This window comes from Burkholderia cepacia ATCC 25416 (assembly GCF_001411495.1).
GTDB lineage: Bacteria > Pseudomonadota > Gammaproteobacteria > Burkholderiales > Burkholderiaceae > Burkholderia > Burkholderia cepacia.
The window spans coordinates 1,294,568-1,309,889 of sequence record NZ_CP012981.1; the positions used below are offsets into that span (position 1 = coordinate 1,294,568).

Annotated in this window: 9 protein-coding genes; 5 read left to right on the forward strand and 4 right to left on the reverse strand. The window is 67.5% G+C overall.

All coding sequences use genetic code 11. The annotated features are described in order from the left end of the window. The first annotated feature begins 12 nt into the window (after positions 1-12). From tssF to tssA, 4 genes are all read left to right on the forward strand, one after another. The gene (gene tssF, locus APZ15_RS05965) at positions 13-1,848 is read left to right on the forward strand and encodes a type VI secretion system baseplate subunit TssF (protein WP_027788513.1); all 1,836 of its coding nucleotides are present in this window, start codon (positions 13-15) and stop codon (positions 1,846-1,848) included. Further along, complete coding sequence (tssG, locus tag APZ15_RS05970) at positions 1,812-2,912, forward strand: type VI secretion system baseplate subunit TssG (protein ID WP_027788512.1); 1,101 nt, start codon at positions 1,812-1,814, stop codon at positions 2,910-2,912. The genes tssF and tssG overlap by 37 nt, the downstream gene beginning before the upstream one ends. A 326-nt stretch (positions 2,913-3,238) precedes the next feature. Further along, the gene (gene tssH / locus APZ15_RS05975; protein ID WP_027788511.1) at positions 3,239-5,908 is read left to right on the forward strand and encodes a type VI secretion system ATPase TssH; all 2,670 of its coding nucleotides are present in this window, start codon (positions 3,239-3,241) and stop codon (positions 5,906-5,908) included. Between the two features lie 39 nt (positions 5,909-5,947). Further along, positions 5,948-7,069 (forward strand): type VI secretion system protein TssA, encoded by a 1,122-nt coding sequence (gene tssA / locus APZ15_RS05980; protein ID WP_027788510.1) that lies wholly within the window; start codon positions 5,948-5,950, stop codon positions 7,067-7,069. An 85-nt stretch (positions 7,070-7,154) separates the two neighbouring features. On the opposite strand, the gene APZ15_RS05985 is transcribed toward tssA, so the two are convergent. The 4 genes from APZ15_RS05985 to APZ15_RS06000 form a co-directional block, all read right to left on the reverse strand. Then, a complete protein-coding gene (locus APZ15_RS05985; RefSeq protein ID WP_027788509.1) occupies positions 7,155-8,084 on the reverse strand; it encodes an OmpA family protein in 930 nt (309 codons plus the stop codon). Between the two features lie 4 nt (positions 8,085-8,088). Next, positions 8,089-9,078, reverse strand: a complete 990-nt coding sequence (gene tagF, locus APZ15_RS05990; protein WP_027788508.1) for a type VI secretion system-associated protein TagF — start codon at positions 9,076-9,078, stop codon at positions 8,089-8,091. Next, the gene (gene tssM / locus APZ15_RS05995) at positions 9,075-13,019 is read right to left on the reverse strand and encodes a type VI secretion system membrane subunit TssM (RefSeq protein ID WP_027788507.1); all 3,945 of its coding nucleotides are present in this window, start codon (positions 13,017-13,019) and stop codon (positions 9,075-9,077) included. Before tssM ends, tagF begins: the two co-directional genes overlap by 4 nt. A 301-nt stretch (positions 13,020-13,320) precedes the next feature. Beyond that, positions 13,321-14,166 carry a M15 family metallopeptidase gene (locus tag APZ15_RS06000; protein ID WP_021161809.1) on the reverse strand — a complete coding sequence of 282 codons (846 nt, stop codon included), beginning with the start codon at positions 14,164-14,166 and terminating at the stop codon, positions 13,321-13,323. A 121-nt stretch (positions 14,167-14,287) separates the two neighbouring features. Here APZ15_RS06000 and APZ15_RS06005 point away from each other — a divergent pair, with 121 nt between their 5' ends. Continuing rightward, on the forward strand, positions 14,288-15,247 hold the full coding sequence (locus APZ15_RS06005; protein ID WP_027788506.1) for a hypothetical protein: 960 nt from the start codon (positions 14,288-14,290) through the stop codon (positions 15,245-15,247). Positions 15,248-15,322 lie beyond the last annotated feature (75 nt).

A 15,322-nucleotide genomic window follows, 5' to 3' on the forward strand; every position in this document is an offset into this window, starting at 1 on the left:
TCGGGGTCGTCGATGGAAGAATTGCTGCCGTATTACGAGCGCGAATTATCGTTTTTGCGGCGCTATTCGCGAGATTTCGCCGAACGCTATCCGAAGATCGCGGCACGGCTCGCGCTGTCCGGCGAGCATTGCGAGGATCCGCACGTCGAGCGGATGATCGAGTCGTTCGCGCTGCTCGGCGCGCGCATCAACAAGAAGCTCGACGACGACTACCCCGAATTCACCGAAGCGCTGCTGGAAGTGCTCTATCCGCACTACCTGCGGCCGTTCCCGTCGTGCTCGATCGCGCAGTTCACGCCGGCCTCGCCCGGCCAGCAGACCGAGCCGGTCGTGATCGATCGCGGTACCGAGCTGAAGAGCCGCCCGATCCGCGGCGTGCAGTGCCGGTTCCGCACCGCCTATGACGTGACGCTCGCGCCGATCCGCATCTCGGAGGCGCGCTACACGCCGGTCGCGCTCGCGCCGAGCGCGACGGTGCTGCCGTCGAACGCGACGGGCGTGATCTCGGTCACGTTCGAGTCGCTCGCCGCGCAGCTCGATCTCGGTGCGCTGAAGCTGCCGACGCTGCGCGCGCACCTGCACGGCGAGCAGTCGTTCGTCGCCGCGCTGACCGACTGCCTGTTCGTCAACGTGCTCGGCGCGTATGTCGAGCCCGAACGCAACGGTCGCTGGACCGCGTTGCGCAAGCTGCCGATCGCGCACGCCGGCTTCGACGAGGACGACGCGCTGATCGACTACCCGGCGAAATCGCATCCCGCGTATCGCCTGCTCACCGAATACTTCGCGTTCCCCGACAAGTTCGATTTCGTCGACTTCGACATCGCGGCGATCGCGCGCGCGACGGGACGCTGCCAGCGGGCGACACTGCATCTCGTGCTGCAGGACGTGCGCAGCGATTCGCACGTCGCGCGGCTGCTCGAACTGCTGACGGCGAGCCACTTCCGGCTGTTCTGCACGCCGATCGTCAACCTGTTCCGCCAGCACGGCGAGCCGATCCGCATCACGCACCGCGCGGTGTCCTACCCGGTGATCGCCGAGGCGCGGCGCGCGTTCGCATACGAGGTGTACTCGATCGATTCGGTGAAGCTCGTCAGGCAGCAGGCGCACGAGGAATCGGTGATCGAATTCCGGCCGTTCTACTCGCTGCATCACGGCGAATCGGCGCGGATCGGCCATTACTGGTTCGCGCGCCGCAACGACTGGGTCGCGCAGAAGAGCCCCGGTTATGAAACCGAAATCTCGATCGTCGACATCGATTTCGAGCCGACGTCGCCGCAGACCGACACGCTGAGCCTCGACCTCACCTGCACGAACCGCGACCTGCCGGCCATGCTCGCGTTCGGGCTCGAAGGCGGCGACCTGTTCCAGGAAGGCGGCGCGCAGACGAGCGGCATCTCGATGCTGCGCCGCCCGACGCAGAGCGTACGCTTCGAGCGCGGTCGCGCCGCGCACTGGCGGCTCGTGTCGCACCTCGCGCTCAATCACGTGTCGCTGGTCGCGCACGGCCTCGCGCCGCTAAAGGAAATGCTGACGCTGTACGACCTGCGGCGCACCGCCGTGTCGATGCGCCAGATCGACGGCCTCGCCGGCGTCGAGCAGCGCGGCGCCGTGCAGTGGCTGCCGGGCAAGCCGTTCGCGACCTTCGTGCGCGGCATCGAGATCCGCCTGACGATCGACGAGGAGCACTTCGTCGGCGCGAGCCTGGCCTCGTTCGTGCGCGTGCTCGACAGCTTCTTCGGGCTGTACGTCCACCTCAACAGTTTCGTTCAACTAGTCGTCGTGTCGAAGCGCACCGGCGAGGAGATCATCCGATGCAAGCCCCGGACCGGCGAATCGATCCTGGCGTAGTCGACGCACTGCTCGACGAACCGCACCGCTTCGAGTTCTTCCAGGCCGTGCGCGTGCTCGAAGGGCTGTTCGCGCGGCAGGCGTCGGATGCGCCCGGCGCGTGGCGGCAGGGCGACGTGGTCGCGCAGCGCATCGAATTCCGCAATACGCTGTCGCTCGGCTTTCCGCCGAGCGAGATCGAAGGCGCGCGCTCGTTCGACGGCGACGGCACGCAACTGAAGACGGACGAGCAGCGCGGCGCCGCGCTCGCGGCCCGCGAGCTCGGCCACGTCGAGCTGACGCCCGCGTTCTTCGGGCTGCTTGGCGGGCAGGGCGCGCTGCCGCTGCATTACACCGAGCAGATCATCGCGCGCGAGCACCTGAAGCGCGACCACGCGGCGCGCGCATTCTTCGACGTGTTCTCGAACCGCGCGACCGCGCTGTTCTATGCCGCGTGGAAGAAATACCGGCTGCCGTTCCATTACGAGCTCGATCGCGACGAACGCTACCTGCCGCTGCTGCTCGCGATCGCGGGCGTGCCGAGCGACGAAGTGCGCGACAGCCTCGCGGCCGGCGTGGGCGGCGTGCTCGACGAGGCCGTTGCCGGTTATGCGCTGGCCGCGCGGCACCGGCCGATGTCGGCTGCATACCTGCAGCGCACGCTGTCCGATTATTTCCGCGTGCCGGTGAAGATCGACCAGTTCGTCGGCAAGTGGTACGACGTGCCGCCCGACCAGCTGAGCGTGCTCGGCGAGGTCAACGCGGTGCTCGGCGCGACGGCGCTCGTCGGCGAACGCGTATGGCAGCGCGACATGCGCGCGCGGATCGTCGTCGGCCCGCTGTCCAAGCGCGACTACGAGGCGTTCCTGCCCGGCGGCGCGCAGGCCATCGCACTGGAGCGGATGCTGACGCTGCTCGCCGGCGTCACGCTCGAATACGAGGTGAAGCTCGTGCTCAAGCGCACCGAGGTCGGCGCGAGCGTGCTCGGCGCGGGCTCGCGGCTCGGCTGGGACGCGTTCCTGTGCACGCGGGACGCGCTCGAGGATCGCTCCGACGCGCGCTACGAACTGCACGTGATTCACTGAATCCAAGGGTCTGTTTACATATGGAACGCGCATGCGAATGCCCGAAATCGCTCGCAGGGCAAGAAGTGAGGAGCGCCGTTTGGCCGAGCCAAACAAGTGACGAGCGACGCCGCCATGCGGGCGATTTCGGGCATTCCCGTGATATGAATTTTTTGATTTGGGGTTGCCACGAGAACGGCCGCTCGCCGCGTTGCGCTCCTTGCGAATACGTCAGTATTCGCGGCGTCGCGCGCCTCGCGAGCGGCCGTTCTCGTGGCAACGCATGCGCGTTCCATATGTAAACAGACCCTAACAACAAACACACAATCGAACCTGAGATCGACGCCATGAGCACGCCTCTGAAGACCCTGATCACGAAACTGAACCCGCTGTGCCGCCACGCGACCGAGCGTGCGGCGAGCGCGTGCCTGGCGCGCGGCCACTACGAAGTCGATCTGGAGCACCTGTTCCTCGCGTTGCTCGAGGAGCCGGCGGGCGACCTGCCGCTCGCGCTGCGCGCGAGCCGTGTCGATCCGCATGCGCTGCGCGCCGATCTGGAGCGCGAGCTGACGCGCCTGAAGACAGGCAACACGCGCACGCCGGTGTTCTCCGTGCACCTGATCGCGCTGTTCGAGCAGGCGTGGCTGATCGCGTCGCTCGATTCGCAGCTCGGCCGCATCCGTTCCGGGCACCTCCTGCTCGCGCTGCTGACCGCGCCGGATCTCGCGCAATTCGCGCAGCGGATGTCGTCGCAGTTCGCGGAAGTGAACGTGACGGACCTGAAGCACAAGTTCGACGAAATCATGGCCGGATCGAGCGAGGCCGAACCGCGCCAGGCCGATACGGAAGACGGCGGCCTCGCGCCGGCAGTCGACGGCGCGGCGCCCGCGGCGGGCCCGTCGAAGACGCCCGCGCTCGACACGTACACGACCAACCTCACGCAGCGCGCACGCGACGGCAAGATCGACCCGGTGATCGGCCGCGAAGCCGAGATCCGCCAGGCGATCGACATCCTGATGCGTCGCCGCCAGAACAACCCGATCATGACCGGCGAGGCCGGCGTCGGCAAAACGGCGGTCGTCGAGGGCCTCGCGCTGCGCATCGCGGCCGACGACGTGCCGCCGCCGTTGCGCGGCGTCGCGCTGCACGTGCTCGACATGGGGCTGCTGCAGGCCGGCGCGAGCGTGAAGGGCGAGTTCGAGAATCGCCTGAAGAGCGTGATCGACGAGGTGAAGAAGAGCGCGCACCCGATCATCCTGTTCATCGACGAGGCGCACACGATCATCGGCGCGGGCGGCCAGGCCGGCCAGAACGACGCGGCGAACCTGCTGAAGCCGGCGCTCGCGCGCGGCGAGCTGCGCACGATCGCCGCGACGACGTGGAGCGAATACAAGAAGTACTTCGAGAAGGACGCGGCGCTTGCGCGGCGCTTCCAGGTCGTGAAGGTCGAGGAGCCGAGCGAGCCGCTCGCGGCCGCGATGCTGCGCGGAATGTCCGGCCTGATGGAAAAGCACTTCAACGTGCGGATCCTCGACGATGCGGTCACCGAGGCCGTGCGTCTGTCGCACCGCTACATCAGCGGCCGCCAGCTGCCGGACAAGGCGATCAGCGTGCTCGACACCGCGTGCGCGAAGGTCGCGCTCGCGCACAGCGCGACGCCGGCGGCGATCGACGACACGAAGAAGCGCATCGAGCGGATCGACGCGGAAATCGCGTCGCTGGAGCGCGAGGCGGCCGGCGGCGCGGCGCACGACGAGCGGCTTGGCGAGCTGCGCGGCGCGCGCGACACGGCGCTCGAACAACTGGCGAAGGACGAAGCGCGTTATGAAGCCGAGCGTGCGATCGTCGCCGAGATCACCGAACTGCGCGACACGCTCGACAAGGCACGCGGCCCGTCGGAAGACGGCCAGCCGGTCGACGTGCAGGCGACCCGCGACAAGCTCGCCGAGCGCGTCGCGGCGCTGCACGCGCTGCAGGGCGGCGAGCCGATGGTGCCGCTGCAGGTCGACGGGCATGTCGTCGCCGAGATCGTCGCCGCGTGGACGGGCATTCCGCTCGGCCGGATGGTGAAGGACGAGATCGACACCGTGCTGAACCTGCAGCCGCTGCTCACCGCGCGCGTGATCGGCCAGGACCATGCGCTCGACGCGATCGCGCAGCGCGTGCGTACCGCGACCGCGAACCTCGAGGATCCGAACAAGCCGCGCGGCGTGTTCATGTTCGTCGGGCCGTCGGGCGTCGGCAAGACCGAGACGGCGCTCGCGCTGGCCGACATCCTGTACGGCGGCGAGCGCAAGATGGTCACGATCAACATGAGCGAGTACCAGGAAGCGCACAGCGTGTCGGGCCTGAAGGGCTCGCCGCCGGGCTACGTCGGCTACGGCGAAGGCGGCGTGCTGACCGAGGCGGTGCGCCGCAACCCGTATTCGGTCGTGCTGCTCGACGAGGTCGAGAAGGCGCACCCCGACGTGCTCGAGATGTTCTTCCAGGTGTTCGACAAGGGCGCGATGGACGATGCGGAAGGGCGCGAGATCGACTTCCGCAACACGCTGATCATCCTGACGTCGAACGTCGGTTCCGCCGCGGTGATGCAGGCGTGCCTGAACAAGCCGGCCGAGGAACTGCCCGATCCGGATGCCCTTGCCGAGACGCTGCGTCCGCAGCTGTACAAGACGTTCAAGCCCGCGTTCCTCGGGCGGATGAAGGTCGTGCCGTACTACCCGATTTCCGACGACGTGCTGGCCGAGATCATCGAGCTGAAGCTCGAGCGGATCCGCCGCCGGATCGAGGCGAACCACAAGGCGGCGTTCGAATGGGACGAGTCGCTCGTCGACGCGGTGCTCGCGCGCTGCACCGAAGTCGATTCGGGCGCCCGCAACGTCGACCATATCCTGAACGGCACGCTGCTGCCGGAGATCGCGGGCCACGTGCTCGGCCGGATCGCCGACGGCGCGGCCATCGCGCGCATCGCGGTGCGCGCGGACGAGGCCGGCGAATTCACGTACACCGTCGAATGAGCGCGGCCGCGTATCACCCAGCATCGATGAACTGAAACCATGCCGATCAATCTCCCCGAGCTGCTGACGCCGATCAGCGATGCGTCGCCCAGCGGCGACGACCTGCTGTTTTCGAACGAATTCGACGCGATCCAGGACGCGCGGCGCTACGACGATCCGACGCTCGACCAGGGCGAATGGGTGACCGAGATCAAGGAGGCCGACTGGGGCTTCGTCGTCGATCACGCAGGCGAGCTGCTGCGCACGCGCACGAAGGACCTGCGGCTCGCCGTATGGCTGACCGAGGCGCTCGCGCTCGAGGACGGCATCACCGGCCTCACCGAAGGCTATGCGCTGCTCGAGGGCCTGTGCCGCGACTTCTGGGACACCGTGCACCCGCTGCCCGAAGACGACGACACCGAGCACCGGCTCGGCAACGTCGCGTGGCTGTCCGGCCGCACGGCGGAGCTGCTGCGCGCGGTGCCATTGACGGACGGCGCGTCGAACGCATTCAGCACGCTCGACTGGGAAGTGGCGCAGCACGTCGCGCAGGCCATCAAGCGCGACCCCGAACACGCGGACGACATCGCACGCGGCAAGCCGTCGATCGAGCAGATCGATTCGTCGCGGCGCGTAACGTCGATCGCGTTCTACACGGCGCTGCTCGCGAACCTGAAGGCGTTCGAATTCGCGCTCGATGCGTTCGAGGAGCGGCTCGTCGAGCGCGCGGGCGATTCGGCGCCGAGCTTCCGGCAGGCGCGCGACGCGTTCGAGACCGTGTACCGGCTCGCCGAGCGCTTTGCGCGCGAGCAGGGTTATACGGGCAGCGCGCCGCACACGCAGTCGGCACCGCAGGCGCAACCCGAGCGCATCGAGCCGGTGTTCGGCAACCCGATTCAGACCGAGGAGACTCACGTGCAGCCGCAGCCCGTTCCGCGCGCCCCGGTGACGCAGATGATCGCCGGCATCCAGAACCGTGCGCAGGCCGTCGACCAGTTGCGCGCGGTCGCCCGCTATTTCCGCCAGACCGAGCCGCACAGCCCGGTCGCGTATCTCGCCGACAAGGCGGCCGAATGGGCCGACATGCCGCTGCACAAGTGGCTCGAGAGCGTCGTGAAGGACGACGGCTCGCTGTCGCATATTCGCGAACTGCTGGGCGTGAGGCCTGACGAGCAGTCGTAAACGCGAAACGGGCGGCGCATCGCTGCCGCCGCCCGTCGCCTGCCGGGCCGCTTCGCACGAAGCGGCCCGTGACATCCCTCTACGCTTACTGCCCCACCCGGAACTCGATCCGTCGGTTCCGCGCGCGCCCGTCCGCCGTATCGTTCGGCGCGATCGGCTGATCCGGCCCGACGCCCGTCGTCGTCATCTGCTGCGGCGGGATGCTCTTCGTGATCAGGTAACCCTTCACCGCATCCGCGCGCGCCTGGCTGAGCGCGATGTTCGACGTGCGGTTCCCCGAGTTGTCGGTGTGGCCGATGATGTCGACCGTGCGGTTCTGCATCTTCGCGAGCGCGGCCGCCATCTGGTCGAGGATCAGCTTGCCCTGCGGCGTGAGCGTTGCGCTGCCCGTTTCGAACTCGATCGTCCGGTTCGCGAGCGTCTGGTCGAGCACGCCCTGTTCGGACGCCGATACGCGCAGCCCGTTCCTGATCGTATACGTCGGGTTCAGCGTGTTCGCCATGTCGCTCGCGAGCTGCTGGCGCTGCGCTTCGTTGTGCACCTCGCCCTTCATCTCGATCTGCGTGCCGTTGATCTTCAGCTGCCCCTTGCTGATCTGCTTGAGCTGCGCGCCGAGCAGCTTCTGCACGTTCGCGCTCCAGTTCGGCGGCGTCGCGACGTCGCCGACCTCGATCTGGTCGACGACGTTCGTCGCGCCGTAGGTGTCGCGCAGCTTCTGCAGCACGGCGGCCTTGGTCGCCTCGTCGGGCACCTTGCCGCCGACGACCACCTGGCCGGGTGTCGCGGCCGCGGGCGGCGGCGTGATGGTGCTCGCGGCGCCGGCCGTGCCGTGCACGACGGCGCCTGACGCCGTCCCCGGTGCGGCACCGGTGTTCGCGGGCAGCGCGGTCGTCGCGACCGTGCCGTTGCCGACCGGCGTGACCGTCGCGCCCGTGTTCTGCGCGAAAGCCGTGCCGCTGCCGATGAACAGGCCCGAGGCGAGGAGGGCGGCGAGGACGTGATTCATGCGATGCATCCCGTCAGCCTCCGATGAACGCTTCGCGGAACGCGTCGATGGCGACGCGCAGCGAGAGTTGCGGTTGGTCGAGGTAGCTGACGAGCTTGCTGATCTGGTGATCGTTTTGCGCATGGGCGTCGATCCACTCGGGATCGTCGATGTCGATGTTGTGGGCGGCGTAGGTCTGCGGGTCGACGACGCTCAGCAGCGTCTTGGCCGACGCGCCGTTGAAGCCGATGATGAGCCGTTCGCGCTCGGCGATCGTGCCGATGAAGATCGCGAGCTCGAAGTCGGCCTGCGCGACGAACGGCGCGATCAGTTCGAGCCAGAACGCGGCGACGAGGCTGCGGTAGAACGGATCGACCGGCAGCGGCAGCGTGAGGCCGCGTTCGATGTGCGACGAGCCGCTCTGCATCACCGGCCGCAGCAGCGAGCCGAGCGCGAGCATCGCGCCGCGCAGCCGCACGGGATGACCGCTGTCGAGCAGCATCTCCTGGAGGCCGTACAGCGACTGGTGTTCGACGAAATCGTTGAAGGTGCCGTCATGCGACGTGCCGGGGCCGCCGACGTCGATCGGCACCTGCGTGTCGCCGAGCGCCTGCAGCGCGCCGGGCGGCTCGTCCTTGCCGAGCAGCGGCGGGATCTGCGTGGCGACGCGCGACCACAGCCGCGCGAACGCGAGCGGGCTGCGCGCGAGGAACGCGAGCGGCCGGTCGACTTCGAGCGCCGTTGCGCCGAGGAACGGGAAGCGGCGCATCGACACGTCGTGGCTCGCGACCATGTGGCCCGCGATCGCGAGCTTGCTGCGCGAGCCGAGGAACGCGAAATGCATCGGCTTCGCATCCTCGTAGACGAGCTTCCAGCGCGGATCTTCCGCGAGCAGTTCGAGCGCCTGCGCGATCCAGCGGTCGAGCGTCTGCAGCAACTGCGGATTGTGCGGGCTCTTCACGAAGTCGCCGCGCGACGGAATCTTGCCGAAGTAGGCGATTTGCGCCTGTACGGTTTGCGTCATTGCGCCCCCTGTGCATTCGTTGCGTTGGCGGCCGCGACGGCCGGCGCTGCGCCCGGCGTACCCGCGCCGGACTGGGTCGCGTTCTGCGCGGCGCCCGCGCTCGCGTCGGCGACCGACGACGGCAGCTGCAGGCCGCGCAGGCTCTGCTGCTGCGGCTGGTCGCTGCCCCCGCCGCCGGACGGTTGCGACGTGCTGATGATGCGCATCGTCACCGACACGTTCACGTTGCCCTGCGCCCACGTCAGGTCGAAGGTGCCGTCCGGACGGCGCTTGCGTTGCGCCGAGTTGATCAGCTTCTCGAGGCCGTAGCGGCCCGGCTCGTTGACGAGCTGCACCGTGCGGCCGTCGAAGGTCGTCGCGGACAGCGTCGCGCCCGGCGAGCCCTGCGGGTTCGGCCACACGAAGTTGGTCCACTGCGGCGGCGTGTTGCGGTAGCGCAGTTGCTGGCCGTCGATCGCGATCGTGTATTCCGTCGTGCCCGTGCTCGGCTGCGGCAGGATCTGGAACACCGTCTGCGGCTCGGACGACGCGGCCGCGCCGCCTGCCGCACCGCCCGCGAGCGGCGCGACCCAGCGCGCGAAGCCGTTCGTGAAGTCCGGCGTGAGGCCGATGCCCATGTCGCCCCACGTGCGGGCGGCGAGGGTGTCGCCGCGGCGCACCGCGAGCGGCCCGAGCGTCGTGCCGACGAACTTCGCGATCGAGCCGTCCGGACCGAACACCTGCGCGATTTCACCGGCGCCGGCCTCGACCTTCGCGCTCGCCGCGAACGGGTACTTCGTCGCGAGCGAGTTCTGGAACGGCTGGTAGACCTGGGCGTTCCACACCTTGTTGACTTCGGCGCTGGCCGGCTGGATCACGACCGCGAACGCCTGCATCAGCGGCCGCACGAGCAGCGGACGCAGCGACTTGCGTTGCGAATCGGTGAGGCCGGTCAGCATCTGTTCGTCGACGAGCTTCAGCGAATCGGCGAGTTCCGAACCGTTGCCGTCGAGCGTCTGCTGCATCAGCTGGCGCGCGCCCGGGCCCGGGTCGCCCTGGTTCTTGATCACGTTGAAGCGCGTGCGGACCTTCGACAGCGACTCCATGTAGCCCTTGAGCATCGACGTGCCGTCATGCACCGCGACGATCCGCGCGAGCCCGATGAATTCCTGGCCGATCGGACCCATCGGCACCTCGGCCGGATTGCCGTTGATGTCGATGTTGGCGGCCGCCACCTGGCCGGCCGGCGAGCGCGAGAACAGTTGCTTGACCCAGTTCACGACACCCGTCTGCGCCTTCTTGATCGTCACGTTCGCGAGCGACGGGTTGTCCCACGACGTCTGGTCGTACGCGGTCTCGAGGATCTTGCGGATCGGCGAATCCTGCGGGTCGCCGAGGCGGTTCATCCCGTCGACGGCCTGGCCGAAGCTGCTGAAGCCCTGCACGGCGATGCCCTGCATGAACTTCTGCCAGTGCTGCGCATACTCGGTCTTGTACATGCCGACGAGCGTCTTCTGGATCTGCTCGGGGCTGCCCTCGAGCGTCAGGTCGTCCTGCGTCGACGTGTTCAGCACCCAGTCCTTCGCCTGCAGTTCCTTGGTCGCCGCGTCGCGGATCGCCGGCTGCACGTAGTCGAACCACGCTTCGCGCGTGAACGTGCCCGGAATCGCGTAGCTGCCTGCCACGAGCCCCTGGTTGCCGTCGCCGACGATGCGCGCGATGGTCATCGGCGCGAAGCGGGTCGACGCGCGTGCCTTGATTTCCTCGTACACGCGCTGGCGGGCCGGCATGCCGCGCACGACGCGGCGCAGGTTCTCGCGGGTCTGGTCGACGAGCGCGAGGTTCGCGTCGATCATCGGCCAGTCGTCGTCGTTCACGCGCGACAGGTAGAACGAGATCATGCGCTCGGCGCTCTTGATCATCTCGTCGCGCGGCATGTTGCCGCGATTCGTCTCGAGCCAGCCGCGCCAGAAGCGGGCGAGCTGGTCGGTCAGGTGCGCCTGTTCGACGTGACGCTTGTCGGACAGCATCAGGTACGTCTTGAGCGCGTTGTACGCGTCCTGCACGTTGGTCGGCGACGCGTCGCTGTAGAGGCCGCCCTGCGGAGCGGCCGGCTGTTGCGCGGCGGCCGGCGCGGTGCCGGACGCGGCCAGTGCGGCGCCGGCCTGCGGCGCGGCGCCTGCCGCGTTCGTCGAGACCGGAATCGCGCCACCCTGCACGGCGCCCGATTCGGGCGGGCGCGTCATCGGCACGAGCTGCTCGGGGTGCGCGTTCACGTCCTTCATGAACGACGCGAGATTCTGCGACACGGGGGCCAGCAGGATCTGGCGCACGCCGTTGTAATACTCGGTCAGCAGGTGCTGCTCGAGACGGTCGCCCTGGTACAGGCCGAGCGACACCGAGACCGGCTTGTCGCGGCGGAACTGCTCGAGCTGCTCGATCCGGTCTTCGAGGATGTCCATCGCCTGCAGGCGCGACTGCAGGTCGTTGCGGCCCTGCTGCAGGCGCGTGACGTTGTCGAGGTCGGCCTGCACGTTCGCGACGAGCTGCTGGTTGCCGATCGTCGACCAGGTCCAGCCGCCCAGCGCGAGCGCGAGCGCCGCGACGAAGCCGAAGAAGGTCGCGTAGCGCAACCGGGTCTTGGTCGGGCTCGCGAACTGTCGCACCGTCTGGCGGTCCGCGAAGATCACCTTCGAGAACAGGTCGCGCAGGAAGAAGCCGTTCTTCGAGAACGCACTGTGCGGCTTCGGCAGCGCGCTGCCGTCGAGGCCGAAGCGCTGCGCGATGCGCTGCGCGGCCGCGCTGTTGGTTTCGCCTTCCTGCAAGGCGCTGGTGAAGTAGAAGCCGCGGAAGATCGGCTTGTACTGGAACGGGTTGTTCTCGAACAGCGTCGCGAGGAACGCGCGCAGCGACGGCTTGATCGTCGAGAATTCGAGCGGGAAGCTCAGCTGGCCCGGCGACAGCTGGTTGCCGCGCGACAGCGACAGCTGCGCGACGCTGATTTCCTTCAGCCCTTCGTACAGTTCCTCGAAGTGCGTGTCGAACTGCGCGACCACGTCGCGCTTGTCGTCGGGTTCGTAGGGCAGGGTGGCGCCCCACACGCGGTCGTACTCGTGTTTGTCGCTGCTGCTGAAGAATTCGGTGAAGCCGGTGATCAGGTCGGCCTTCGTGAACATCACGTAGACCGGCGCGAACACCTCGAGCTTCTCCGTCAGCTCCTGAACGCGCTGGCGGAGGTTTTTCGCGAGGTTGATCGCGAATTCGGGGCGGTTGCCGGTGAGTTCGGCGATGCTCGCGGTGACGATGATGCCGTTGATCGGCGCCTTCGGGCGGTAGCGCTTGAGCAGGCCGAGGAAGCCGAGCCATTCGCTGCGATCTTCCTCGTGCACCGAATAACGGCCGGCCGTGTCGAGCAGGATCCCTTCGGTCGTGAAGAACCAGTCGCAGTTACGCGTGCCGCCGATGCCGTGGATCACGGCGCTGTTCTTGTCCGCGAACGGGAACTGCAGGCCGGAATTGAGCACGGCGCTGCTCTTGCCCGCGGCCGGGTTGCCGATGACGATGTACCACGGCAGTTCGTACAGCGCGGAGCCGCCCGATACCTGGCCGATCTTCGACGTCTTGATCGTCTTCACTGCGTCCGACAGGCGCGTGCGCAGCACGTCGAGGTCGGCCGTCTTCGCGTCGGGGGCGAGCGCGGCGGCGGCGGGCGCGGCGATCTTGCCGGTTTCCGCCTGCTCCTCCAGCACCTGGCCGAGCTGCTGGTTCGCGCGCTTCACGCGCCAGCGGCGCCACAGCGCGACGACGAGCCACAGCGCGAGGATCGCCGCGAACGCGATCGCCGCCCACAGGAGCGGCAGCTGGAGCATGTCGGCGACGATGAAGAGGATGGCCGCTAGCGCGACGATCCCGACGATCGAGAGCGTACGCGGATGAGTCAGCACGTTGAGGATGCGTTGCATAGGACGTTCAGGTTCCGGTGCGATTCGGTGAGGCGACGCAGGCGCGTCGAGCGGCAAGGGTGGCGCCGCGATGTGTCGCCATGCTGTCAAACGGGATGAAGGGGGCTGGCATCAATGCGCCCGCGGCATCGGAGAAGGCGCGCGCATTAACGAAAGGACGCTGTGAGATTTAAAACGGAAGCGGCGGCCGGAAAAAATCGCGCACCGGAATGCATGATTTTTTGCGCCGCCCATATCGTTTCCTGCCGGGATATTAAAAAGCCCCATGCCGCCCTCATTATTTCCTGTCCGGCAGCCCTGGCTAGCTGCCGCGTCCCAGTTTAAAACCGGGTTTATGGTATTCCACGTGCCCGAGATCCATCATTTTCCAGCGGCCCCCCCAGGTCAGGCCAACCTGTTCGGCGACCTGGCCGTACAACTGGTAGCCGCGCATCGCCCACGGATCTTTCTCGGAAATGACCAGCTTGCCGTCGCGCAGGAACGCGTTGTCGGCCGCCAGCCCGAATTGGTGATAACTCTGGAAGGCCGCCGCGTTGGTCACGTTGCCGCCCATTGCCGCCAGCCGGTTCTGCCGTTCCGGGCTCCGGTAACCTTCCAGCAACGCCATTTCATATCCATATTGTTCGTGCATGATCTTGTAGACCAGCAGCAAACGCGTACGGAAATCCGGATCCAGCAGGTTCCAGTCGCGGCTTGCATCCTTCAGCGCCGGACGTACCTGTTCGACTTCCTTGGTGGCGAAGACTTCCGGCGGCAGCGGCGGGGGCGGTACGAGCTGTTCGCCCTGCAGCAGGGCGGCGATCTTCTCGTCGGGCACGCGCGCCGTGTCGTCGTACTGGAACAATTGCCGGCCGCGTAACGCAATGGCGACCAATGGCGGCGTCGCAAGAATACCTGCCGATACCATAATCATCAAGCGCCGCCGAACCAGTAAATTTTGCACATCGTTTAAAGCACCGCGCGTAACGCTTGCCGATTTAACAATCTGACTTCGCGTACGCGCGGCGCGATCGTTCGCACGGCGTGTTAGGCGGCCGTGAAACTGGGCGACGGATTCGAAAACGGTCGCGCGGATACCCGGTAAAAGCAACAGTGCCGCAACTGCTACGGCAAGGGCGAAATAGGCGACGAGTGCGACGGCAATCAACGAAATCCCCGGAAATTGGAATTGATTGTGTTTTGCAATGCTTGCTCTTAGAATCAGGCTGCTTCGAGAGGCCGGGCTATATTATCGCGGTGAATTAAACCAGGATTCAATGAGACGCTGAATGAGTGCGCCGGAAAATTCAAATTCGAAAACTCCGCCCAGCCTGCTGTCCGATACCAAACCGGCAGGCGACGGAGCTCAGCAGTCGCGCATTCTCGCGAATCTGGAAGGACGTGTCACGCCGCCGGCCGAACCGCCGCGCCGTTCGCTGAAGGCGCCGATCGCGGCCGTCGTTGCACTGGTGGTTGCCGTCGGTGGCTGGGGCGCATGGCGTGTGCAGCATTCGGGCGAGCAGGCCGCCGCCGTCACGGCCGAGGCCGCACCCGCGGCCGCCGCACCGGCGAAGGCCGCAGCGGCCAGCGACGCTGCCGTGCAGGTCGCGCAAAATGCGGCATCCGCCGCGCAGCCGGCCACGATCGTCAACGACGACGCAGCTTCCCGAACCGTTGCTTCCGCATCGTCCGCGTCCGCCGCGGACAACAGCCGCCTGTCGCGCGCGCTCGCCAACGGCGCCGACGATGCATCGGGCACGGCCGGTGCGGCCGCCGCTGCTGCCGCAGCTGCTGCTGCGACCAAGACCGCGAAGGCCGACGCAGCGAAGAACGCGAAGGTCGCGGCGCACGGCAAGACCGACACGAAGGCCGATGCCAAGGCCGACGCAAAGGCCGAGGCCCGCAAGCATCGCAAGGAACAGCAGGCCGAGCTTGCGCAGGCGAAGAAGCGTCGCGACGCGACGCCGACCCGCAGTGCGAAGGCGGCCGGGAAGGACGATCCGGATGCGGATCTGCTCGCGGCGCTCGTCGCGCGCACGAAGCCCGCCGACAAGAAACTCGCCGCGCAGAAGGCGCAGGCCGTGCCGACCAAGACGGCCGCGACGGCCGGCTCGCTGGCATCGCGCGTGAAGGAATGCTCGGAGCGCGGTTTCTTCGAGGATCAACTGTGCCGCTGGCGCGTCTGCGAAGGTCACTGGGGCAAGGATCCCGCGTGCCCGAGCGCCGCGCAGTCGGAGACGCGGCAGTAACGCGTCTCGCGTTTGCCGGCCTGCCGCACCTGCGCCGCCCGTTGGGCGGCGCGTTGCTTTTGGGGCGCGGAATCG